The sequence below is a fragment of the Arthrobacter sp. B3I4 genome, assembly GCF_030816855.1.
Taxonomy (GTDB): domain Bacteria; phylum Actinomycetota; class Actinomycetes; order Actinomycetales; family Micrococcaceae; genus Arthrobacter.
Genome location: NZ_JAUSYK010000001.1, coordinates 3009431 through 3032684 on the forward strand (window position 1 = coordinate 3009431; position 23254 = coordinate 3032684).

The 23254-nt window shown below is 67.0% G+C and carries 19 protein-coding genes and 1 rRNA gene; 3 read left to right on the plus strand and 17 right to left on the minus strand.

What is annotated here, in order from left to right; genetic code table 11:
• The first annotated feature begins 7 nt into the window (after window positions 1-7).
• The 3 genes from QFZ61_RS14230 (at window position 8) to QFZ61_RS14240 (ending at window position 3632) form a co-directional block, all read left to right on the plus strand.
• Window positions 8-1528 carry an MmgE/PrpD family protein gene (locus QFZ61_RS14230; RefSeq protein ID WP_307037093.1) on the plus strand — a complete coding sequence of 507 codons (1521 nt, stop codon included), beginning with the start codon at window positions 8-10 and terminating at the stop codon, window positions 1526-1528.
• A complete protein-coding gene (prpB, locus tag QFZ61_RS14235) occupies window positions 1528-2430 on the plus strand; it encodes a methylisocitrate lyase (protein ID WP_307037095.1) in 903 nt (300 codons plus the stop codon). Before QFZ61_RS14230 ends, prpB begins: the two co-directional genes overlap by 1 nt.
• A gap of 62 nt (window positions 2431-2492) precedes the next feature.
• Entirely contained in the window at window positions 2493-3632 is a 1140-nt protein-coding gene (locus QFZ61_RS14240) for a bifunctional 2-methylcitrate synthase/citrate synthase (RefSeq protein WP_307037097.1), read from the plus strand.
• A 131-nt stretch (window positions 3633-3763) separates the two neighbouring features.
• On the opposite strand, the gene QFZ61_RS14245 is transcribed toward QFZ61_RS14240, so the two are convergent.
• From QFZ61_RS14245 to rrf, 17 genes are all read right to left on the minus strand, one after another.
• Window positions 3764-4669, minus strand: a complete 906-nt coding sequence (locus tag QFZ61_RS14245) for a hypothetical protein (RefSeq protein WP_307037099.1) — start codon at window positions 4667-4669, stop codon at window positions 3764-3766.
• Window positions 4670-4852: 183 nt separating this feature from the next.
• The gene (locus tag QFZ61_RS14250) at window positions 4853-5341 is read right to left on the minus strand and encodes an 8-oxo-dGTP diphosphatase (protein WP_307037100.1); all 489 of its coding nucleotides are present in this window, start codon (window positions 5339-5341) and stop codon (window positions 4853-4855) included.
• A gap of 34 nt (window positions 5342-5375) precedes the next feature.
• A complete protein-coding gene (locus QFZ61_RS14255) occupies window positions 5376-6155 on the minus strand; it encodes a hypothetical protein (protein ID WP_307037103.1) in 780 nt (259 codons plus the stop codon).
• A 2-nt stretch (window positions 6156-6157) separates the two neighbouring features.
• Window positions 6158-6661: an RNA polymerase sigma factor gene (locus QFZ61_RS14260; RefSeq protein WP_307037104.1), complete on the minus strand. Its 504-nt coding sequence runs from the start codon at window positions 6659-6661 to the stop codon at window positions 6158-6160.
• 236 nt (window positions 6662-6897) lie between these two features.
• Window positions 6898-9237: a DUF222 domain-containing protein gene (locus tag QFZ61_RS14265; protein ID WP_307037106.1), complete on the minus strand. Its 2340-nt coding sequence runs from the start codon at window positions 9235-9237 to the stop codon at window positions 6898-6900.
• Between the two features lie 440 nt (window positions 9238-9677).
• On the minus strand, window positions 9678-10688 hold the full coding sequence (gene xerD / locus QFZ61_RS14270) for a site-specific tyrosine recombinase XerD (protein ID WP_307037108.1): 1011 nt from the start codon (window positions 10686-10688) through the stop codon (window positions 9678-9680).
• Window positions 10685-11350, minus strand: coding sequence for an NUDIX hydrolase (locus tag QFZ61_RS14275; protein ID WP_307037110.1), 666 nt, complete (start codon window positions 11348-11350; stop codon window positions 10685-10687). The genes xerD and QFZ61_RS14275 overlap by 4 nt, the downstream gene beginning before the upstream one ends.
• A gap of 27 nt (window positions 11351-11377) precedes the next feature.
• Window positions 11378-13138, minus strand: a complete 1761-nt coding sequence (locus QFZ61_RS14280) for a CTP synthase (protein WP_307037112.1) — start codon at window positions 13136-13138, stop codon at window positions 11378-11380.
• A 61-nt stretch (window positions 13139-13199) separates the two neighbouring features.
• Window positions 13200-14939, minus strand: a complete 1740-nt coding sequence (gene recN / locus QFZ61_RS14285; RefSeq protein ID WP_307037113.1) for a DNA repair protein RecN — start codon at window positions 14937-14939, stop codon at window positions 13200-13202.
• Between the two features lie 3 nt (window positions 14940-14942).
• Entirely contained in the window at window positions 14943-15968 is a 1026-nt protein-coding gene (locus tag QFZ61_RS14290; RefSeq protein WP_307037116.1) for an NAD kinase, read from the minus strand.
• A gap of 47 nt (window positions 15969-16015) precedes the next feature.
• The gene (locus QFZ61_RS14295; protein ID WP_307037118.1) at window positions 16016-16822 is read right to left on the minus strand and encodes a TlyA family RNA methyltransferase; all 807 of its coding nucleotides are present in this window, start codon (window positions 16820-16822) and stop codon (window positions 16016-16018) included.
• Window positions 16819-17064 carry a hypothetical protein gene (locus QFZ61_RS14300; protein WP_307037120.1) on the minus strand — a complete coding sequence of 82 codons (246 nt, stop codon included), beginning with the start codon at window positions 17062-17064 and terminating at the stop codon, window positions 16819-16821. The genes QFZ61_RS14295 and QFZ61_RS14300 overlap by 4 nt, the downstream gene beginning before the upstream one ends.
• 10 nt (window positions 17065-17074) lie before the next feature.
• Window positions 17075-18067, minus strand: coding sequence for an HAD-IIA family hydrolase (locus QFZ61_RS14305; protein WP_307037122.1), 993 nt, complete (start codon window positions 18065-18067; stop codon window positions 17075-17077).
• A gap of 6 nt (window positions 18068-18073) precedes the next feature.
• Window positions 18074-19099, minus strand: coding sequence for a hypothetical protein (locus QFZ61_RS14310; RefSeq protein WP_307037125.1), 1026 nt, complete (start codon window positions 19097-19099; stop codon window positions 18074-18076).
• An 861-nt stretch (window positions 19100-19960) separates the two neighbouring features.
• A complete protein-coding gene (locus tag QFZ61_RS14315) occupies window positions 19961-20560 on the minus strand; it encodes a hypothetical protein (RefSeq protein ID WP_307037127.1) in 600 nt (199 codons plus the stop codon).
• Window positions 20561-20583: 23 nt separating this feature from the next.
• A complete protein-coding gene (locus tag QFZ61_RS14320) occupies window positions 20584-22548 on the minus strand; it encodes a hypothetical protein (RefSeq protein WP_373427161.1) in 1965 nt (654 codons plus the stop codon).
• A 391-nt stretch (window positions 22549-22939) separates the two neighbouring features.
• Window positions 22940-23056, minus strand: a 5S ribosomal RNA gene (gene rrf / locus QFZ61_RS14325).
• Window positions 23057-23254: the final 198 nt, after the last annotated feature.

A 23254-nucleotide genomic window follows, 5' to 3' on the forward strand; every position in this document is an offset into this window, starting at 1 on the left:
GAGCACCATGGTCAAGGAACACCACGTCCGCGTATACAAGAGCGAGGAAAACCTGGCCCGCGAGGACCAGCTGGCGTACAAGATCGCCAAGGTCGCGGCCGACCCCGTCGCGGTCTCCGATGAGGTCACCGACATGGTGATCAACCGCGTGATCGACAACGCCTCGGTGGCCATCGCTTCGCTGAACCGCGCACCGATTGTCGCGGCCCGCGCCCAGGCGCTGACGCACGGCCCCAGCACCGGCGGCAAGGGCTCGAAGGTCTTCGGCATCGAAGAGCGCGTCTCCCCCGAGTGGGCGGCCTGGGCCAACGGAGTCGCCGTGCGCGAACTCGACTATCACGACACCTTCCTGGCTGCAGAGTACTCCCACCCGGGCGACAACATCCCGCCGATCCTCGCGGTTGCGCAGCACGTCGACTCCAGCGGCAAGGACCTGATCCGCGGCATCGCCACCGGCTACGAGATCCAGGTCAACCTGGTCAAGGCCATCTGCCTGCACAAGCACAAGATCGACCACGTCGCGCACCTTGGCCCGTCCGCCGCCGCCGGCATCGGCACCCTGCTGGGCCTCGACGTCGAGACGATCTTCCAGTCAGTCGGCCAGGGCCTGCACACCACCACCGCAACCCGGCAGTCCCGCAAGGGTGAGATCTCCACCTGGAAGGCTCACGCCCCCGCGTTCGCCGGCAAGATGGCCGTCGAAGCCGCCGACCGCGCCATGCGCGGCCAGACTTCCCCGGTGCCGATCTACGAAGGCGAAGACGGAGTCATCGCCTGGATGCTGGACGGCCCCACTGCCGACTACCTGGTGCCGCTGCCCGAGGAGGGCGAAGCCAAGCGCGCCATTCTCGACACGTACACCAAGGAACACTCAGCCGAGTACCAGGCGCAGGCCTGGATCGACCTGGCCCGGAAGCTGCACGGCGAGCACCCGGAGGTCACGGACCCGGCCAACGTCGAGTCCGTGCTGATCAAGACCAGCCACCACACCCACTACGTGATCGGCTCCGGCGCGAACGACCCGCAGAAGTACAGCCCCACGGCCAGCCGCGAGACCCTGGACCACTCGATCCCGTACATCTTCACGGTGGCACTGCAGGACGGTGCCTGGCACCACGTCGACTCCTACTCGCCCGAGCGGGCCGGCCGTGCCGACACGGTGGAACTCTGGCACAAGGTCACCACGGTGGAGGACCCGGAGTGGACCCGCCGCTACCACAGCCTGGATATCTCGGAGAAGGCCTTCGGCGGTTCCGTTGTCATCACGCTCAAGGACGGCACCGTCATCACGGACCAGATCGCCGTCGCCGACGCGCACCCGCTGGGTGCCCGGCCCTTCGCCCGCGAGCAGTACGTCAACAAGTTCCGCACCCTCGCGGCCGGCCTCGTGGACGAAGCCGAGATCGAGCGCTTCCTGGCCGCCGCCGCGCGGCTGCCCGAGCTGGCCGCGGGCGAACTGGACCAGCTCAACATCAAGGCCGCCGACGGCGTGATCGACCTGGCCGCCGCACCGAAGGGACTCTTCTAATGCTGTACTCGAAGACCACGCCGGAGCAGAAGCGGATGAAGTTCCGCGAGATCCTGTCCTCCGGAACCATCGCGCAGTTCCCCGGCGCGTTCAGCCCGCTATCCGCCCGCCTGATCGAGGAGAAGGGCTTCGCCGGGGTGTACATCTCCGGCGCGGTCCTCGCCAATGACCTCGGCCTGCCGGATATCGGGCTGACCACCCTCACCGAGGTGGCCACCCGGGCCGGGCAGATCGCCCGGATGACGGACCTGCCCTCGATCGTTGACGCGGACACCGGCTTCGGCGAGCCGATGAACGTGGCGCGGACCGTCCAGGAACTCGAGAACGCGGGCCTTGCGGGCCTGCACATCGAGGACCAGTTCAACCCGAAGCGCTGCGGCCACCTTGACGGCAAGAACGTCGTGGATCTGGACACCGCCACCAAGCGGATCCGGGCCGCGGCCGACGCACGCCGGGACCCGAACTTCCTGATCATGGCCCGCACCGACATCCGGGCCACCGACGGGCTGGAGGCTGCGCAGCAGCGGGCCAAGGCCCTGGTCGAAGCGGGCGCGGACGCGATTTTTCCCGAAGCCATGAAGGACCTGTCCGAGTTCCAGGCCATCCGGGACGCCGTGGACGTGCCGATCCTGGCGAACATGACCGAGTTCGGTAAGAGTGCGCTCTTCACCGTGGACGAGCTGGCTGGCGTCGGCGTCAACATGATCATCTACCCGGTGACGCTGCTCCGTAGTGCCATGGGCGCTGCTGAGCGTACTCTGGAAGCGATCAAATCCGACGGCACCCAGGAGGCACAGGTTTCGAGCATGCTGACCCGTGCACGGCTCTACGACCTCGTGGACTACGAGGCCTACAACCGCTTTGATACCGGGGTGTTCAATTTCCAGGTCCCCGGCGTCTGACACCACCACCGGATTGCCGGCCCCGGCCGGACAACAGGCTTTAGGAACAAAGGAGTTTCAGCATGGCTGAAAATGAGATCAAAAAGGGCCTTGCCGGCGTCGTGGTGGATTACACCGCGGTGTCCAAGGTCAACCCGGACACCAATTCCCTGCTCTACCGCGGGTATCCCGTGCAGGAGCTCGCCGCGAAGTGCAGCTTCGAGCAAGTGGCGTACCTGCTCTGGAACGGTGAACTGCCCACCGAGGAACAGCTCGCCGAGTTCACCGCGAAGGAGCGCGCCGGCCGCGCCCTGGATCCGGTTGTCAAGCAGGTCATCGATGCGCTGCCGCTCAGCTCGCACCCTATGGATGTCTGCCGGACCGCGGCGTCGGTGATGGGCGCCCGGCACCCGCTTGCCGAGGACTCCTCGCGCGAAGCCAACATGGCCAAGGCCGTGGACCTGTTCGCCGCGATGCCGGCGGTGGTGGCCTACGACCAGCGCCGCCGCCACGGTCAGGACGTGGTGGAACCCCGCGAGGACCTGGGCTATTCCGCCAACTTCCTGTGGATGGCTTTCGGCGAGGAGCCGGTCCAGGAGGTTGTTGAGGCCTTCAACGTCTCGATGATTCTGTACGCCGAGCACTCCTTCAACGCGTCCACCTTCACGGCCCGGGTGATCACGTCGACGCTCTCGGATCTGCACTCGGCTGTGACCGGTGCCATCGGGGCGCTCAAGGGTCCGCTCCACGGCGGCGCAAACGAGGCCGTCATGCACACCTTCGACGAGATCGGAATCCGGCAGGAGGAGTCGCTCGAAGAGGCTGCGACCCGGGCGAAGGCCTGGATGGAAGACGCCCTGGCCCAGAAGAAGAAGGTCATGGGCTTCGGCCACCGCGTCTACAAGCACGGCGATTCCCGGGTGCCCACCATGAAGGCGGCCCTGGACAAGATGATCGCGCACTACGGCCGTCCGGAGCTGTTGGGGCTGTACAACGGCCTAGAGACCGCGATGGACGAGGCGAAGGCAATCAAGCCCAACCTCGACTACCCCGCGGGCCCGACCTACCACCTGATGGGCTTCGACACCCCGACTTTCACTCCCCTGTTCGTGGCCAGCCGGATCACCGGCTGGACAGCCCACATTATGGAACAGTTGGCCTCCAACTCATTGATCCGCCCGCTGAGCGAATACAACGGTGAGGAAGAGCGGCACCTGCCGTAGCGATTGCTGGCCTTACCGGCACGGGCCGGCCACCTTTTCTAAGGTGGCCGGCCCGTGCTTTTGGTTGCCGTGCTTTTGGTTGCCGGGCTTTTCGCTGCCGGTGGTTCTCAGGCCGCGAGTGGTCGGCCTGGTCAGCCCTCGCTGACCTTTAGCGAGGTAATCATGCGCTTCGCGTTCAGGTACTCAGGAGTCTGCATGTAGGCGCGTGCCGCGTCCAGGGACGGGAATTTCTTGGCGCCCTTGTGGTTGGCGGTCTCGTCCGTCATCCCGGCAGTGACCTGGAACGTGTCAGCGAAGGAGAAGAGGGGCGAGCCGACCGGGGCGCTGACGGCGTTGTTGAACATGCAGGCGGTGCCGTTCTGCCCGGCGGCGAAGCTAGTCAGCCCGTACGAGGTGGTGACGTGGTCAGTTTCCTGCAGCGCCCGGAACGTGAAGCGCGGCGTGATGGATCCCTTGGTGGGCTGGTAGGGGAGGTCCAGCTCGACCGAATCCAGCACCGTGTACGGCACCGGGCCTTCGCAGGCGCCGCCCAACCCGCCGGTCGGCCCGGAATGCAGGGACGCCACCACTACTCCGGCTTCGTCGGCAACGTCCACGTCAACCGACCCGGTGTCACCGGCTGCCTGGGATGCGTGCCAGGCAGCCGGGTAGTTGAACGTCACCTTTCCGTCGGCGCTGGTGAAGGTCTGCCAGGTGCCGGCGGAGGGCGACGGGCTCGCCGCGGCGGACGTAGCGGACGCCGTCGGCGTTACGGCAGGCGGGGTTGTAATCGTCGACGACGGCGTGGTGGTCGCAATGGCAGCAGACGTGGCGGGCGCCGTTCCTGCCGGCGACGAAGCGGCCGCGGGGGCAGGATCGCTGGATCGCATGTTTCCAGCGAGGGCCACGCCCCCGCCAACGGCCGCCAGTGCTATGGCCACGCCGGCGACTGCCCACGGCCATCGCCGACGCGTGCTTGAGCCGCCGGACGGTTGATTGTCGTAGGCTTCATCGCCGTTGGCGTCCTCGCCCGGAAGGTCGAGCTTGTGTGAGTCCATGCCTTGCCCCTAAAGGAATCCATGTGCCGCGTGCCGGTCTGGGCGGAGCTGCTCGTGCCGCCGTGGCGCAATGTTCAAGGCCTAGGCTACCGGCGGGGCGACCGCGTTCCCGGCATCCGAGCTTCGCGTCGCGAAGACCGTGGCTCCCGGGGCAGGGGTCAGGAGGCAGCGTTAGGGGCAAGATCACGCTGGCCTGGAGGGGTACCGGACTGAGGCGACGGTTTCGCTGTCGTCGTTGAGGACCACGACGACGTCGACGGCTTCACCTGCCAGCGCGGGAGGCAGCCAGTGCTCCGCATCCTGCCACATCCGCTCCAGCGGCAGCGCTTCAGCGTCGAACCACTCCGGCGTGATTTCCCGGCTCTCCGCCGGTTCGCCTTCCCAGCGACGGGTGGTGAAGAGCCGGCACGACATGTTCCACTCGGGCTTCGCCGGGAAGATGAATTCGACGACGCCGGCATGGGCCAGGTCTTCTTCCAGCACAATGATGCCGGCCTCTTCCCAGACCTCGCGGACGACCGCTTCGGCGTCGCTCTCCCCCGGCTCCACATGGCCACCGATTCCGACGATCTTTCCGACGCCGAAGCCCGTCCGCTTGAGGCCCAGCAGCACTTCGGTGCCGCTGTCCGTGTCGCGGAGCATGAAGCAAAGAGTGACCGGTGTGTAGCTCATCTGCCTACCCTATAGCTGCTGCCGCGCACCCGGACTACCCGGCGGGCGGCCCGTCGCCGACCAGCTGCGACCGCAGTTCGACAGGGATTCCCTTCTGCGCGAACTCCTGGTCCATGGCCTGCTGGGGCGTGAGGCCCTGATTATTTAAGGCTTGGAACTCCCAGTTGAAGACGGTGGCCCATGGCTGCCGGACATCCCAGAGAAAACGGCCGTTCTGGAGTTTGGCTAGCCTGAACCAAGCATTGCCGCCGTCGAGCTGGAGGGCCCTTCCCCCGTCGTCGGAAATGGAGTACGCGAGCCAGCCGTCGGCGCAGCCCAGCACGGTGTAGTAGGGCTGCTCCGTCGGGGGAATCGGCAGGATCGTGCGCTGCTGATCGTTGCGCAGCTGGTCGATGTTCGCAGGGGTGCAGGCGACTCCCCCGGTGGTCAAAGCGGCGGCTGAGGTGCTCGCTGTGGCAGAAGGGAGTGTGGGTGCCGGCAGCGGAGCGGGAACTGAAGGAGTCGCGGAAGCGCTCAGCGAAGCGGGCGGGGTGCTGGCAGATGCGGCCGGCGCGGGAATGCGCGACTGGGCCGGCCCCGGTGCCGGTTCCGGCATCAGGTTCCCGCCGATAACCACAGCGCCGACGACGGCGGCAGCGGCCAGGACGATGGCGGCCGTTGCCCGCGCACCCGTGCGCCGTTGCGCTGTGTGGGCCGCCAGGGCGACAACGTTCGGGTCAGTGGAGGAGACCACGGAACGGAAGATTTCCGGTGCAGTTCCCGGAGCGACGACCCGTGGTTTGGCATCTTTCATGAGCTCTTCGATGCGGTCCATGGCTAGTCCTTCCGTTCGGTCATCAGGTGTGCGGGGGCTGCCTTGGCAAAGGCTCGGCGTGCCCGGTGCAGGCGTACCGCAGCTGCTGATGTGGAACACCCGAGGGCTTCGCCGAGCTCTGTGCCCGTGAGGTCATCCCAGTAGCTGAGCATGAGCACCTCGCGGTCTCGATCCTTGAGCTGCATCAGCACGTCCGCGACGGCGGCGCGCTGGCTGGCGGCAGGACCCGGCGCCTCATGGCGGGCTTCCTCTTTGAGTCGCTCGACCAGTTCTTGGCGGCGGCGGCGTCCCCTGTACTCATTGCCGATTACATTCCGGGCGGTCGCAAGAAGCCAACCGATGCCCGGTGGTTCCGGCAGCTGCTTTTCCCAAGCAATTCGAAAGACGTCAGCGGCAAGTTCCTCCGCGCGGTGCCCGTCATTGATCCGGCAGGCGATATAGCCGTAAACCCGCGCGGCATGCTGGGCATGCAAGTCGATGAACGCTTGCTCTTTCGCAGCCAACATAGTGTTTCCCCCGAACATCGAATGACTTGTTCCTGCTGACTAAGTGTCCTGTGACGGTCCTTTCCTTACACGGGTGACCAAAAAAGCTTTCCCTGAGGACGAGTCTGGCACGATGAGCTGCGCTGGACGGTCCGCCGGCCCGTGCCGCGCGGCGGGGCCGGGCGCCCGGGCCGGGCGCCCGGGCCGGGCGCCCGGGCCTGCGCCGCGCGACCACGCTTGGCCGTGCTTGCTTCGCCTTAGGCGGTACTAAGGGCCGTGTACCGGTACCAGTCGGGGAAGGGGTCTTCGGGCAGGCGTAGGTCGGCATCGCAGCCGGGGCCCGGAGGCGGGTCGAATTCGAAATCCGGCTCCCAGACCGGCCGCGGACCGGCTTGGGGACCAAGACCTGGGTCTGGCGGATGATTGGATCCGAAGTCATGTTCCCAGTCCGGTGGCAGGCCCGCATCGGCTTCCGGTTCCCAGCCCGCTGGCAGGTTGAATTTGAAATCCTGTTCCCAGTCCGGTGGCAGGCCGGCGTCGGGGCTGAGACCTGCGTCCGGCGGAAGGTCGGATCCGAAGTCCTGTTCCCGGTCCGGTGGCAGGTCGGCGTCGGGGCTGAGACCTGCGTCCGGCGAAAGGTCGGATCCGAAGTCCTGTTCCCAGCCCGGAGGCAGGCCGGCGGCGGGATCCGGTTCCCAGTCCGGCGGGCTGGAACCGAACGGCAGGTCTATTGCCAGGATGCCGTCCGGCATTCGGGGTGGTTCCCAGTCCTGGTGTTCGCTTGGGTAGGTGCGGCCTGTTGGGGACGTCCAGCCGGGCGGGTGGTCCTTGTCCGCTGCGGCGGGAGTCCAGTTCGTGGCATGTTTGAGGCGGTGGTGTTTCCGGCAGGCCTGGCCCAGGTTAGCGATCCCTGTGGTGCCGCCGTCGGCCCAGGCCAGCAGGTGGTCCGTTTCGTTATCCAGCGACGCGTTGTTACAGCCCGGGAACGAGCACTTCGCGTCCCGCAGCCGCAGCCACTGCCGTAAGGCCTTGCTTGGCCGGTAACTCTTTCGGCCGATCTCCAACGGCGCCCCGTCCCGCGGATCGACCAGCACCCGGTACATCGAGTCAGTGCCGTCGGCGACCAGCCGGCGGGCCATCGACGGCGGAATCGGACCGTACCCGTCCAACATTGCTGGTTCCTCCGTGACCCCCAGCAGCGACAGAACCGGCACCGTGACCAGCACCTGCGCCCGCGGCAACCGCACATCCCCCGACAACCCAGCCCCTCTAACGCCGGAAGCGGCCGACCCGGAAGCGGAATCAGCGGTGGAACCCATACTGCTGGCCCCTAAGGCGCCGGCGCTGATTTCGCTGCCGCTTTCGGTGCCGTTGCCGGTGGCGGTTTCGGTGCCGGTGCCGCTGCCGGTGCCGGTGCCGGCGCCGGCGGTAACCATGGTGGGGAGTTCGCTGCCGCTGCCGTCGCGGTGGCCGGCGGTAGCCACGGTGGGGAGTTCGGTGCCGATACCGGAAGAGGCGCCGGCGGTGATTTCGGTGCCGTTGCCGCTGCCGGTGATCTCGCCGGTGAGGAGCAGGCCCGCGGTGACGTCCGCGCGCAGCTGCGTCAGGTTCCGTCCCTCGGCCGGGCCCTGCAGGGCCCGGGCCGTGGCCGTGGTCCGCTCCCAAATCCCTGCCGCGGTGTCCGCAGGCAAATACGCGTTGTACCAAGCCATCCCGTCACGGTCGGGCAGGAACTCCACCCGCCGGTCCTGCACGCTCCTGGTATGCCGGGCTTCGATGCTGACCGGGTGGTGGCGTTCCCGCCACGTCCGGGCCTTCGCGCGGAACCGGCCCGGCACCAGCTCCCCGGCCGGGCAGCCCCTCGCCGGGTCCGGGACCTCCAGGTCCGGGAAGTACGGGGCCAAGAAGTGGGCTTCCAGCGCCGCGGCGCCCGCCGGGTCCAGGTTCATGGTCTCATCGACCATGATCCGGGCATGCTGCCACGAAATCTGCCCGGCCTGCAACGCTCCCAGCGTCAGCGGCAGCGCCGTCGTCAACGCCAGCGCCTGACCAATCAACGCCCCGGCAGTGCGTTCACTGACCGTCAACACACACGCAAGCTCCGCGACCATCGACATCCGATGCACCGTGCGCAGCTGCGGCGCCGACACCGGCGGCATCAACGCCTCCGACACCCCGAGGTACTCCGCAGTCAGCCGGGCCTTCACCGCCGCGAACTGCCCCTCCAACCGCGCCACCTCCGCGAGCCCGTCCAGGCACGCATCCGCCGCCTCACGCAACGGATCCTCAACAAACACCGCCCCGGCATCAGAACTGGCCTCAGGCACAGAACCGGCATCAGCCAGGGGCCCGACCCCAGGCGCGGCGCCGGCAGCAGCCAGGGGGCCGGCGTCGCGGGAAGAACCGGCATCGGGCACAAGCTCACCGACCACGACACCGCCGCTGGCCAGGGAACCAGCCGCAGGCGAGGAATCAGCTTTGAGTGGCTCGCAGTCCTCCAGCCCCACCCCCACCGAAGCAGCAAACGCCGTAACCGACGCAAGCAGCGCCGCCACCGCCGACCTGCTCTCCGCACTCAAAGCCACTCCGCTTCTCATACCCAGAGCCTATTCACGGGCACTGACAATATAGACGGACCGGCGCAGTCCGACCAGCAGCCGATCAGCGCAAACAGGGCACCAGCGCGGAACAACTCCCGGCGGGCCCGGCTGGCGACGCCGAAGAGTAGCGCGGCAAACGCAGCACCATGCGCGGCAAGCGCCGCACCGAAAGCAGCAACTCGGGCGCCCGCCGCGGCCCTGCTCCCCGCACTCAAAGCCACACCGCTTCTCATACCCAAGCGTAAAAGAGAGCACCGACAAAAAGGGCGGCCTCAGTGCTACGCCGGGACTGCACCCGCCAAAGCAGCACGACGCCGCAGATGCAGCCGATTCAGGCCGCAGGCCTGTTCCTAGGCAGGAAGAATCGCACGGGGAACCATGGAATCGTCGCCCGCCCGGCCCGGGGAATCGCGACCCGGGGCCCGGGATACAACGGTCTACCCCAGGGCCCTCGGGTGCGCCGCGGCATAGATTTCACGCAGGGTGTCGGCCGTGACCAGAGTGTAGACCTGCGTGGTGGTCACGGACGCATGGCCGAGCAGTTCCTGCACCACACGAACGTCGGCACCGCCCTCAAGCAGGTGTGTGGCGAAGGAGTGCCGCAGCGTGTGCGGTGAGACGTCCTTGGTGATGTTGGCCTTCTCGGCAGCGACTTTCAGGATCGTCCAGGCGCTCTGCCGGCTGATCCGGCCGCCCCTCGCGTTCAGGAACAGCGCCGGAGTGCCCTTGCCCTTGCCGGCCAGCAGCGGGCGGCCACGGACCAGATAAGCGTCCAGTGCCCGGGCGCCGAACGAACCCAGCGGCACCAGCCGTTCCTTCGAGCCCTTGCCAAACAACCGGACAATAGCGGGGCCGCCGGCGCCGGGTTCCTCGTCCCCCTGCAAAGCGATGTCATCGACATCCAGGCCGACCGCCTCACTAATACGCGCGCCGGTCGAGTAGAGGAACTCCAGCAGGGCCCGGTCGCGAAGGCCGGTCGCCGTGTCGGTCCCGACCGCTTCCAGGATGCGCGTGACCTCGTCCACCGTGATGGCCTTGGGCAGGCGCTTACCCGGCATCGGCGGGTGCACGTCGCTGGCGGGGTCGGTGGGGGTGACGCCTTCCAGTGCCCAGAACTTGTGCAGCCCGCGGACTGCAACCACTGTGCGGGCGGCGGACCGGACGCCCAATGCGGAGCCGCCGTCGGACCCGTCGGAAAGGGCCTGGACGAACGCGGTCACGTCCCGCCGGGTGACCTCCTCTGGACGCGCCCGTCCAACCGAAGCCAGGTGCCGGGCGTAGCGCGCCAAGTCACGGCGGTAGGCAGACAGGGTGTTGGCAGCCAGGCCGCGTTCGACTCCCATATGCTGCAGGTAATCGGTAATGGCCCGGTCGACGGCGGTCAGCGGCCGGGTGGGCTGCTCCCCCGCCGCAGGTTCAACCGGCTCGGCTGCCAGCAGTCCAGTCATCCGCGCTGGCTGGGGTGAACAGGCCACGGCGCGTCCGCCGGACGGAGGCCCGCAAAGTCGTCCGCCCTTGCTGCAGCGGCGGCGAGCACCCCAACGACGGCGGACGGGTTGTGCAGGCGCCCCTCCAGGACTGCGCGGACGGCCGCGTCGAGCGGAATCCAGTGCAGCTCGATTTCCGCTTCCTCATCGGTGCGGACGTGGAGCTCGTGCCCGGGGACATCGCTCAGGCCACGTGCCAGGTAGATCCGGATAGCCTCGCTTGATGACCCAGGCGAGTTAAAGAAGTCCGCGAGGACGTTCCAGCGCGCCGCCACCAGATCGGCTTCTTCAGCGAGTTCCCGGGCCGCACCGGCGGCGAAGTCTTCGCCCTCGACATCGAGCAGGCCGGCCGGAATCTCCCAGAGTGCCATGCCCACGGGATGCCGGTACTGCTTAATCAGCAGGATTTCGCCGTCGTCGTTCATGGGCAGCACGGCGACGGCGCCGGGGTGGTCGATGTAGTCGCGGACTAAGGTGTCGCCGTCGTCGCTTAGCTGGAAACTATCGCTGACAACGTCCCAGATCCGTCCTTCGTAGACCTTCTTGGAAGACAAAAGACGGCGCGGGCTCGGCTCATCCGAAACCTGCCGTGCAGCATTGGGGGTTTCAGACTTACCAGGCATCGCGCCGTCCTTTGATTCAGTTGGGAGTTACTTGGACTCTGCCGTCGCAGCTTTGGCAGCCTTGGCAGCCGCCGCAGCGGGCTGGCCGACACCGTGCTGGTGGTCCAGTGCAGCCTTGACCAGTCCTGCGAACAGCGGGTGCGGCCGGGTGGGCCGTGAGCTTAGTTCCGGGTGCGCCTGCGTGGCAACGTAGTACGGGTGCACTTCGCGGGGAAGCTCAGCGTACTCCACCAGTTTGCCGTCGGGCGAGGTTCCGGAGAACACCAGGCCCTTGGCAGCAATCTGCTCGCGGTACTTGTTGTTGACCTCGTAGCGGTGGCGGTGGCGTTCGCTGACCACGGTCTTGCCGTAGGTCTCGGCGATGACCGAGCCCTCGTCCAGCTTGGCCTCGTACAGGCCCAAGCGCATGGTGCCGCCCAGGTCGCCGCGGCCCTCAACGTACTCCAGCTGCTCCTCCATTGTGGCGATGACCGGGTATTTGGAGTCCGGCTCGAACTCGGAGGAGGACGCGCCTTCGAGGCCGACGACGTTGCGGGCGTACTCGATCACCATGCACTGCAGGCCCAGGCAAAGGCCCAGGACCGGGAGCTTCGATTCGCGGGCGTACTTCAGCGCGCCGAGCTTGCCTTCAAGGCCACGGATGCCAAAACCGCCGGGGACGCAGATGGCGTCCACGCCGGCCAGGGACCGGACCGCGCCTTCTTCGGTGTCGCACTCGTCGGAGGGGACCCAGCGGATCTTGACCTTGGTGTCGTTCGCGAAGCCGCCGGCGCGCAGCGCCTCGGTCACGGAAAGGTAGGCGTCCGGCAGGTCGATGTACTTGCCGACGAGGGCAATCTCCACCTCGTGCTTGGGGTTGTGGACGGCCTCAAGGAGCTTGTCCCAGCTGGTCCAGTCGACGTCCTTGAACGGCAGGTCAAGGGCGCGAACGATGTAGGAGTCCAGCCCCTGCGAGTGCAGCGTCTTGGGGATGTCGTAAATGCTCGGTGCATCCGGGCAGCCGATGACAGCGTCGATGTCGACGTCGCACATGCGGCCGATCTTGTCGCGCATGGCCTGCGGAACCTCGCGGTCCGAGCGGATCACGATAGCCTCCGGCTGGATGCCGATGGAGCGCAGCGCGGCGACGGAGTGCTGCGTCGGCTTGGTTTTCAGTTCCTGCGAGGGGCCGATGTAGGGCACCAGCGACACGTGCAGGAAGAAGACGTTGTTCCGGCCGACGTCCTGACGGACCTGGCGGGCGGACTCGAGGAACGGCTGGGATTCGATGTCGCCGACGGTGCCGCCGATTTCGGTGATGATGACGTCCGGGGCGTTCTTGCCTTCGGCCGGCAGCCGCATGCGGCGCTTGATCTCATCGGTGATGTGCGGGATGACCTGGACCGTGTCCCCGAGGTACTCGCCGCGGCGCTCCTTGGCGATGACTGTGGAGTAGACCTGGCCGGTCGTGACGTTGGCGGATCCTTCGAGGTTTTCATCGAGGAAGCGTTCGTAGTGCCCGACGTCAAGGTCGGTTTCCGCACCATCGTCTGTCACGAAGACTTCGCCGTGCTGGAAGGGGTTCATCGTGCCCGGATCCACGTTGAGATAAGGATCGAGCTTCTGCATTGTTACAGACAGGCCGCGTGCCCGCAGGAGGTGACCGAGGCTCGAAGCCGTCAGTCCCTTACCGAGCGAGGACGCCACACCACCGGTTACGAAGATGTGTTTGGTCGTCTTGGACGAGCCCGGGAACCGGGAATTTACACGGGAATTTGATCGCTGCACCACGGAATTTGAGCCTATCATCAATTCGGTCTTCCTAGGGTCGATTGGACGCCGCTGTGATGGTCATCCCAGTGCCGGGGACTCAAGCCTGTTGCGGCAGCAACTTGGCGTCGTCCAGGAGTTCCTGGGCGTGCGCCTGGGCCGATTCGGAGTCCTCCTGGCCCGCCAGCATGCGCGCCAGCTCGCGGACGCGTTCCGCCTCGTCAAGCAGTTGCACGTCGCTGGAGGTGAAGCCGGTGGCGGTCGCGCCGTCGGCGCCGCGGACCGAGGTCTTAGTGACCCGGATGTGCTGGTCGGCGAAGGCCGCCACCTGCGGCAGGTGGGTGACCACCAGAACCTGGACGTGGCGGGCGAGCATGGCCAGCCGGCGGCCGATTTCGACGGCGGCGCGGCCGCCCACGCCGGCGTCGACCTCGTCGAACACGAACGTGGGGACAGGGTCGACGGCGGCCAGCACGACCTCGATGGCGAGCATCACGCGGGAAAGCTCGCCGCCGGAAGCGCCCTTGCCCAGCGGCCGCGCGGGCGCGCCCGAGTGCGGCTGCAGCAGGAACGCGATGTCGTCACTGCCGAACGGGCCCAGCGCATCCCCGGGCTCGACGTTGATGACTAGGGTGGCGTCCGCCATGGCCAGAGCGGTCAGCTCGGCGCTGACGCGGGCCGCGAGATCCTTGGCGGCTTTCTTCCGGAGCTTGCTGATGGCCGCCGCCTGCTTGCGCAGCTCCGCCTCGGATCCCGTGACCTCGGCTTCGAGCGCCTCGATCCGGGTGGAATCGTCCTGGAGTTCCTCGAAACGCGCCCGGGCCTGCTCCGCCCAGACGAGGACTTCGTCGATGCTTGGGGCGTACTTGCGCACGAGCTTGGCCAGCGCGGCGCGGCGGTCCTCGATCTCCGCGAGGCGTTCCGGGCCTTCGGTGTCCAGGCCGGCCTGGTAGCTCGCCAGTTCACCGGCGATGTCGTTGAGCAGGAAGCCCACCTCGGCCAGCCGGGCAGCGGCGGAGCCGAGTTCCGCGTCGTGTTCGGCGACGTGCTCGAGGGTGCGCTTGGCGGCGTCAACCAGGGTGGTGGCGTCGGCTTCCTCGCCGAAGTCTTCAGAAATCAGGGCCTGGCGGGCGGTGCTCGCGGCGATCCGCAGTTCTTCGACGTTGGCGAGTTTGACGGCCTCAGCCTTGAGCGATTCGTCTTCGCCCGGCTGCGGGTCGACGGCGTCGATCTCAGCCAGGGCGGCTTCCAGGGATTCCGCTTCGCGGAGCCGCTCCCGGGCTGCACTGCGGAGCCCGTCCAGTTCCGCCTGGCTGGCCTTCCAGCGTCCGTGCAGCTCCTGGTACGCGGTGAGCGGCCCTGCCAGGCCCTCCCCCGCGAACTTGTCCAGCGCTTCACGCTGGGCAACAGGGCTCTTGAGCCGAATCTGGTCAGACTGCCCGTGGACCACCACCAGGGTTCCGCCGATCTCGGCGAGCACACCGACCGGCGCGGTGCGGCCGCCAAGGTAGGCGCGGCTGCGTCCGTCGGCGCCGACGCTGCGGGCAAGCAGCAACTCGGCGCCGCCGTCGAACTCCTCCACCTCGGCTCCGGCGTCACGCGCCCGGTTGACCGCGGCGTGCCCGGCGTCGAGCTTCAACACAGCCTCGGCGGAAGCGCTCTTTGCACCGCTGCGGACGGCGCCGGCGTCGGACCGGGCGCCCAGCAGGAGGCCGACGGCGGTAACCACCATGGTCTTGCCCGCTCCGGTCTCGCCGGTCACGACGCTTAGACCAGGGCCCAGCGGCAGCGTCGCGTCGGTGATGACGCCGAGGTCGCGGATTCTTAGTTCTTCAAGCATGGGTCACTTCGCAGTCGGGGGATCGTTTGGTGCGCCGGGGTCCGCGTGCCGGGGCGCGGACAGCGGCGGCATGGGCCGCGGTGTGCGCACCACCGGGATCGGCCCGGTGTGAATGACATTCGGTTGCGGCACCGGGCCGCGCCAGCCCTGGATGGGCAGTTCGAATTTGCGCACCAGGCGTCCGGAGAACGGCGTCTGGTGGGTGCGGGCGAGCCGGACCGGGGTGGCGGAGCGGGTGACTTCCACGCGGGCGCCGGGCGGCAGGTCCACGGAGCGCCGGCCGTCGCACCACAGCACGCCCTGGGCGTCGGTCCGGTTCAGGATTTCGACCGCGAGCCGGGACCTGGGCGAGACGACCAGGGGTTTGGCGAAGAGCGCGTGCGCGCTGATCGGCACGATAAGCAGCGCCTCGACCTCGGGCCACACCACCGGTCCGCCGGCGGAGAACGCATAGGCGGTGGATCCGGTGGGGGTTGCGAGGACGACGCCGTCGCAGCCGAAGGAGGTGAGCGGGCGTTCGTCGACCTCGGTCACCACCTCGAGCATCCGTTCCCGGTTGCCCTTTTCGATGGCAGCCTCGTTCAGCGCCCACGTGTGCCAGATTTTCTGGCCGCGGCACCACACCTGCACGTCGATGGTCATCCGCTCCTCCACCGTGTACTGGCGGCTGGCGATCCAGTCAACGGTCTGGGCAAGGTCGGCCCGCTCGCTTTCGGCGAGGAAGCCGACATGGCCGAGATTAACGCCGAGCAGTGGCACGTCCACCTCGCGTACGAGTTCCGCGGCGCGCAGAATGGTGCCGTCGCCGCCGAGAACCATGACCAGCTCGACGTCGGGAAGCTTGACGTGGTCGTGCAGGACCTCCACCGGCTGGTCCAGCCGGCCGAAGAACCGCACCATGTCGCCGAGTTCGGATTTCTGCATCACGGGGACGATCCCGGACGCGTGCAGCTGGGCGCACGCTTCCCAGGCGGCTTTGAGGGATTCCTCGCGGCCGGTGTGGGCAAGGATGAGGACGCGCCTGCTCATCGGGGTTCCGCCTTCTCGTGCTTCTCGTGCTGCTTGTGCTTTCAGGGCTACGGCCAAATCGTTCCGAGCAACGCAGCAACGGCTGCGTCCCGCTCCTCGATCTTAGGCGGGTCTGACCGGTTCCCGCGTTTTATCCACAGGAAGTACTCGACGTTTCCGTTCTGGCCTGGCAGCGGGCTTTCCGCCAATCCCATGAGGTCCAGGCCCGCATCCAGCGCGGCGGCAGCCACCTTGGTGACAGCCAGCCGGCGTTCCCGCTGGGAGGTAACCACGCCGGTTCGGCCCAGCCGGTCCTTGCCGATTTCGAACTGCGGCTTGACCATCAGCACGAGGTCCCCGCCAGGCTCGGTGCAGGCGGCGAGCGGTGCCAGCACAAGGGTTAGTGAGATGAAGGATAAATCTGCCACTGTCAGCGCCACAGGACCACCGATGAGCTGCGGCGTGAGGTACCGGACGTTGAGGCCTTCATGGACCGAGACGCGAGGGTCCTGGCGGAGCTGCGGCACCAGCTGGTCGTGGCCGACGTCGACGGCGACGACGTGGAGCGCCCCGCGGCGCAGCAGCACCTCGGTGAAACCGCCGGTGGACGCTCCGGCGTCCAGGCAGCGTTTACCCTCCACGGCGACGGCGGGGAAAGCATCCAGCGCACCGGCGAGCTTGTGCGCGGCTCGGCTGACGTAGTCATCTTCCGCGGTGTTGGCGACGTCGAGGACCGTGCTTTCCTGGACCTGCAGCGAAGCTTTGGCCAGCACCTCTCCGCCTGAGCTCACTTTGCCTTCGCTGATCAGCCGCGCCGCGTGGGTGCGGGACCTGGCCAGCCCGCGGCCGACCAGGGCCTGGTCGAGCCGGGTCATGGGTGCGGGTCCCCCGTTGCCTGGGCCGCCACGTCCTCGTTCAGGGCTTCCACCAGTCCGTTGTGCAGGCCTTCGTATACCTCGCTGTGCGCCGACACCGGCAGCCCGGGCAGGCCGTCCAGGCGAACTAGCAAGGCGTCTACCGCAGCGTCGCCGGTCACCGGCTGCGCCGCGTCCGGCCACTGGACCCGCACGTCCTGGCTCTCCGGCTGGGCGTTCGTGGGTTGGCTCTGCTCGGTCATGCTCTCCAGTCTAGTGATCCAGCCACTCAAGACCCGGTGCGAGCGGAGCAGGTGTCTCCGGATTGGCGGTCCACCAGGCGGCGCACGCGGCCCGCCACGAGTCAAGGTCGGCCGGGTCTCCGGTGATGCGCACCGTCGTCCCGTCCACGTCGGCGGTGGCGCGGCCGCAGCGGAAGCGTCCGTCGCCGTCGTGCTCCACTGTCGGGTAGGGGAGGTAGAGGTCGGTCAGGTCGTTGATGAGGAATGTCGGCCGTTCCCGCGTCCGCGCGGCGAGTACGGATTCCCGCGAGTCGACGCCCGTCAGCACTGCCACGGTGGCGAAGCCGGCGTTGTTGCCGCCAAGAATGTCGGTATCCAGCCGGTCCCCGACAACCAGCGGGCGGTCGGCGGCCAGGCGTTTTGCGGCGGCGTGGAACAGCGGCGCCTCCGGCTTGCCGGCGACGAGAGGCTGCCGGCCGGTTGCTGCAGCGACGGCGGCGACCAGCGTGCCGTTGCCCGGTGCGATCCCGCGGGCCTGCGGAATGGTCAGGTCCGTGTTGGTAGCCACCCACAGGGCGCCGCCGGCCACCACGTAGGCGGCCTCAGCCAGATCGCTCCAGCCGACGTTGGGGTGGAAGCCCTGGACGACGGCGACCGGGTCCTCGGATCCGCTGCGCACCGGAACCAGGCCGGCCAGTTTGATTTCGCGGGCCAGGGCGTCGCCACCGGTGATCAGCACACGCGCGCCGGAAGGCAACTTCGAGGCGAGCAGTCCGGCAGCTGCCTGCGAGGAGCTGACGACCTGCTCGTCCTCCGCGGGGGCGCCGAGGTCGCGCAGGTGCTGCGCCACCTCGGCGGGCGTGCGCGAGGCATTGTTCGTCACGTAGCCCAGCCCCACGCCGATCTCCGCAAGCCTGCTCAGCGAGTCCACGGCCCCCGGAATGGCGTTCGGGCCCGCATAGACCACTCCGTCCAGGTCGGCGAGGAGCGCGTCGAACCGTGAAATCAGCTGTACTTCCGCCATTGCTGCCTAGTCCTCGGTGTGGACCGGCTCCGCGGACTCTTCGTCCTGGGCCTGCCCGGGTTCCAGTTCGTCCGCCTCCACGGAATCCTCGTCGGATTCGGCGTCGTTGGATTCGAAGAAGTCGGGTTCCTCGTCGTCGGAACCCGTTTCAAGGTCGCGGGCCGCGGAGTGCCCGGCGGTCTCGGGGAGGCCTGCTGCCGCTTCGGCGCTGGCGGCGCGGGGTGCTTCCTCCTGGGCGACAGCGGCAGACTGCCGGTCAGCCTGTTCCTGCAGGATCCGACGTCGCCGCTGCTCTTCGCGGGCTTCCTCTTCCTCATCCCAGCCGAGGTCGATGATGTCCGGCTCCTCATCGACGCCCATCCCGAGGGCATTTTCGGCGACGACGGCCTGACGCTGCCATTTCGCGGCTTCAGCTTCACGGCCGACTGCCGTCAGGGCGTCAGCGTAGGCGCGGAACAACCGGGGGCTGTAGGAGAAGGCCCGGTTGATGTCCAGCTGTGCGATTTCCAGCTCTGAAACGGCCGCGTCGAGCTGCTCCAGGTCGCTGCGGGCTCCGGCTGCGACGATGGCCAGTTCGACCTTTCCGGGAGCGTCAAGGTCCTTGGCTTCTTCAGACCGGGCCATCTCCAGGGCGCGGTCGGGCCGGCCGAGGCCACGTTCGCAGTCCGCCATGACTGGCAGGTGCATGTTCGATCCGCTGATCCGGCGGTAGGTGCGGAATTCGCGCAGCGCTTCGCCGTAGTGTCCTGCCGCGTAGGCAGTCAGGCCGACGGCTTCGCGGACCGCTGCGAGACGGCCGCCGCGGCGGCTGGCGGCGAGGGCGTGCTGGAAGGCCAGTTCCGGCTCATCATCGATGAGCCGGCCAGCCATGACGAGGTGGCGCGCTACCCAATCGGCACTGTTGTCTTCGAGGGTCTTGATCTGGTGTTGCGTGGCGCGGTCAAGTTCCTTGCCCGTAACGTCCTCGTCGATCTGGGGTGAACGCTCACGGTCCGGGCGGTTGGCACTGCGCAGGTCCTTGGCGTTCGGCACACGTACGGGACGGTCCTCGGCGCGGTCCCGGCCGAACTGGCGGGGGCCGGAGTCACCGCGGTCAAAGCTGCGGGCAGGACGGTCTTCGCGGTTGCCGAACGGTTTGCGGTTGTCGCCGCCGCTGAACGGCTTACGGTCGCGGTCGCCACCGAAGCTCCGACGTTCCCCGCCCTCACGCGACGGACGATCACCAAACGGCTTCCGATCCCGGTCACCACCGAAGCTCCGACGTTCCCCGCCCTCACGCGACGGACGATCACCAAACGGTTTCCGATCCCGGTCACCACCGAAGCTCCGACGTTCCCCGCCCTCACGCGACGGACGATCACCAAACGGCTTCCGATCCCGGTCACCAGCACCATACGGCTTGCGCTCACCGTCACGCGACGGACGATCACCAAACGGCTTCCGATCCCGGTCACCAGCACCATACGGCTTGCGCTCACCGTCACGCGACGGACGATCACCAAACGGCTTCCGATCCCGGCCACCAGCACCATACGGCTTGCGCTCACCGTCACGCGACGGACGATCACCAAACGGCTTCCGATCCCGGTCGTTGAAGGAGGGACGGGAGCCCGGCTCGCGGTCGTCCCCGGCCCGGAAGCCTCGAGGATCTCCGCCGGAGTTGTTCGCTCCGCGGAAGCCACCCCCGCCGGAGTTACGTCCTCCGCCGAAGTTGCCGCGATCCTTGCCGCCGCGATTGCCGCCGTTGTGCTCAGCCATGCTGGGTTCCTGTCCGAGGCAGCCGTCGTCTTGAGACAGCCGCACCACTCTTCGCAATAGTTTCTGAAGACTCACTGCACCGGTTTACCCGGGCGGTCTTCGCAAGTCCCGTCTATTCTATTGCAGCAGAGCCGTTCAGATTTTTGCCTTGCGCATGATCTCTTCCAGAACAGCCCTTCCCTGCTTGCGGTCCCAGCCGACGTCGTTGTTCGGGCGCGCTACAACCAAGCGATAGGCGGCCTGCGTTGACTGCACCCTGAGACTGAACTCACTGGATCCGGACAGGCGCACCATGGAGTACTGCGCTTTGGTCCCGAGCCCGGACACCTCCTCAGGATCCGTGACCGCGCCGAAGTCGCTGATCGAGGGACTTTTCGCCCCTGTACCGTCCCAGATGACCTCCATCACGACGGCGTTCGTGGTCACCCCGCTCGCATCCAGGGGGTACACGCAGGTGTCCTTCTCAAAGCCGTCATCGAGCCGGACCCCCGAGGGCTCGGGCGCCTTCAACGATGCACCGACGCTGCCCAGTGCTGCCTTGAGCTCCGCCTGGTCCAGCACTGCGCAAGCCCGCGTCTGCCCGGTCGGGATAAGGGAAGGGGTAGTCCGCCCGGGCGACGCGGACTCCGGGACCCCCGGACCCTCGGTGGAAACAGAGGGCGCGGCCGGCGGCGCGGAGGCGGTGCAGCCGGTCATTCCGAGGAAGACCAGTCCGCAGACGCTTGCTGCCTGCAATGCGCCCCGCCCAACGGCGGGGCCTAGCGGAAGACATCTCCACCTACTCCCATGACGATCCGGTCACCGGGAACAGCCGACCTGATGAACCGGGTCACGTCGCTTTCCAACAGTGAGATGCACCCCCAGGTAGGAACGCGGTTGGCGTGCAGGAAGATGGCGAAACCGGCGTTCATCACAATGGGCGAGTCCGGCGGCCGGTTGTAGTTGATTACCACGCCCTGGCGGTAGTCGTGCGAAGGACGAGTCGCGTAGTACCACATGTTCTCATCCGGGAAGACGTCAGCGCTGGACTCAAAGTACTTGTTGTAGTTGCCGTTGAGCCGGCCGCCCCAGCGAGAGTAGGAGTTGAGCGTGATGTAGTTCAGTGCCGTTCCCGGGTTCCCCAAGCCGAAGGCGTCGCTGACGGTGAAGGAGCCGGTCGGCGAGTACTTATTAATGGTCGGTCCGGTCGCAACTCCCGCCCAGGCGAAGCCGCTTTCGCCGGCGTAGCCCGGTACATTCCATTCCAGGTGATAGCCAGAGTCGCCCTTAAGGCACGTCGCGAACGTCACAGGAGTGCTGGAGTAACGCTCCGCTATGGCGAAAGACACCCGCTTTGCGCCGGCTGTGTCATACCTCAAGCCTCCCCGGTTAATTGCTTCGCAATATCCCACCGGGGTCACGTGTAGCGTCACCCTGCCGTCTGGTTCCCAGTCGAGCCAGCCCCATTGGTAGTACTGCCGGCATCCGGCTGCACTGCAGTATTCGGGGCTGTTGGGGTAGCCCAGGGTGCTGGCCCCGTTTCCGCGCTGGTTGTAATACACGCGGATGGCGCCTCCGGCAGGCTGCGCCCCTGTACTGGGAGACCAGAAAATGGTTGCACGCTCAAAGTCTTGGGAGCAGCCGTCGCCGGGCAATCCGCACACTTCCCGACCGGTCGGATACCCCAGCCAGCTGTTCTCGAAGCCCAATTCCGCCCAGCGGGTCCGGATCGCACCCCATGTGGGCTGCGCGCCGGTGCCAGCCGACCACATCATTGCTCCACGCTGAAAGCCCTGATAGCACCCGGACCTGGTGAGACCGCAAACTTCACGTCCGGTGGGGTAGCCGAGGCCGCTTTTCTCCGACCCCAGTTCAACCCAACGGGTGCGGATTCCGCCCCATGTGGGCTGTGCCCCCGTGCCAGGCGACCACATCATCGTCCCGCGTTGAAAGTTCTGGGAGCAGCCGTTACCCGAAAGGCCGCACAGTTCGCCGCCAACCGGGTATCCAAGGCCGCCGTTTTGCCCGGCAAGCTCCGCCCAGCGCGGAGCGATCGCGCCGCCCACGTCCCAGGCACCTGCGGAAGCGGACCAGGCGATGGAGCCGCGTTCAAAATGCTGAAGACATCCGCCCTCTACGAGCCCGCATGTCATCGCGCCAGCGGGGTAGCCCAAGCGGCCCGCAGCGCCTCCGATCTGGCTCCAGCGCAAACCGATGCCGCCGCTGAGGGGAACCGCGCCGTTCGCGGCCGACCAGTAGAAGGTGCCGGACTGGAACGCTTGGGAGCACCCGCCACCTGGCAGACCGCAGCTTTCGGAGGAGACGGGGTACTTCAGCCAAGAGCTCTCGGCTCCGAGCCGCTTCCACTGGCCACCAATGGCACCGTTCCATACGGCAACGGCGCCGGTTGCGGACGTCCAGTAAATGGAGCCCCCCGCGAAGTCGCGTTTGCAGCCGTCGGCAGCCAGTTCGCAGACGGCAGGCGCCAGCGCGGCGCCATACGAACCGGTCGGCCCGCCCAGGGCCTTCCACTTCTCATCAATGGCGGCGGGGCCATCTGCCACCACCGCGGCACCGCCATTTACTGCAGGATCCTTTGAGGCGTCTGCTGTGGGGACTGCGCTCGGAGTCGGCTCAGCCGAGGCAGTCGCCGTCGGCGTGACCTCAGGAGAAGCAGCCGTCGGAGTCGGCGTGGGACCGGAACTACTATCGCTACTGGGAGTCGACGTCGGAGTTGGAGCCACGGCGGTCCCGGTGGGGCTGGTAGGCGGAGCCGGCGCGGTGGTGGCAGATACCGGTGCTATTGCACCGAGAGAGAGTATGCCTGCCAAAGCGGCAGCGGCGCAGATGCGCCCAATGGGCCTTTTAATCAATGAATCCCCCAAAATTCCAAGCTAAAAAGTAGCAGCACCACGTTGGAGACGGCTATGACCGTCAGGACCCGCAGTCGATGTCCATCCCAAAGCTAGATCACTTTAACCACTTCGCCGCGAACTTTTTGGCCTTAACGACATATCGTTCCCAGATTGTTGTGATGGGAGTCTCAGGCAGCGGCGCAGGCATGTTTCGAACGGCCGGTTTTGGGGGTTAAAGAGCTCAGGCCCCGACGTGTGTCGGGGCCTGGCTGTAATGGTTGTCCGGCGGTGTCCTACTCTCCCACACCCTCCCGGGTGCAGTACCATCGGCGCTGTGGGTCTTAGCTTCCGGGTTCGGAATGGGACCGGGCGTTTCCCCCACGCTATGACCGCCGTAACCCTGTGTCCGCACCCCTGGTGGCCGGCCCTGGTGGGGGGCGGTTTTCCCTGGGTGGGAAATCTTGTGGTTACAACATGTGGTGTTGTATTCAGTTGTTTTGGTTCGTCAAGCAACGTTCCCGTGGGTTTGGGTTTGTTGTTTGGGAACCACATAGTGGACGCAAGCAGTCTTGTCTCTTTCCCCCTCCTTCGTGGT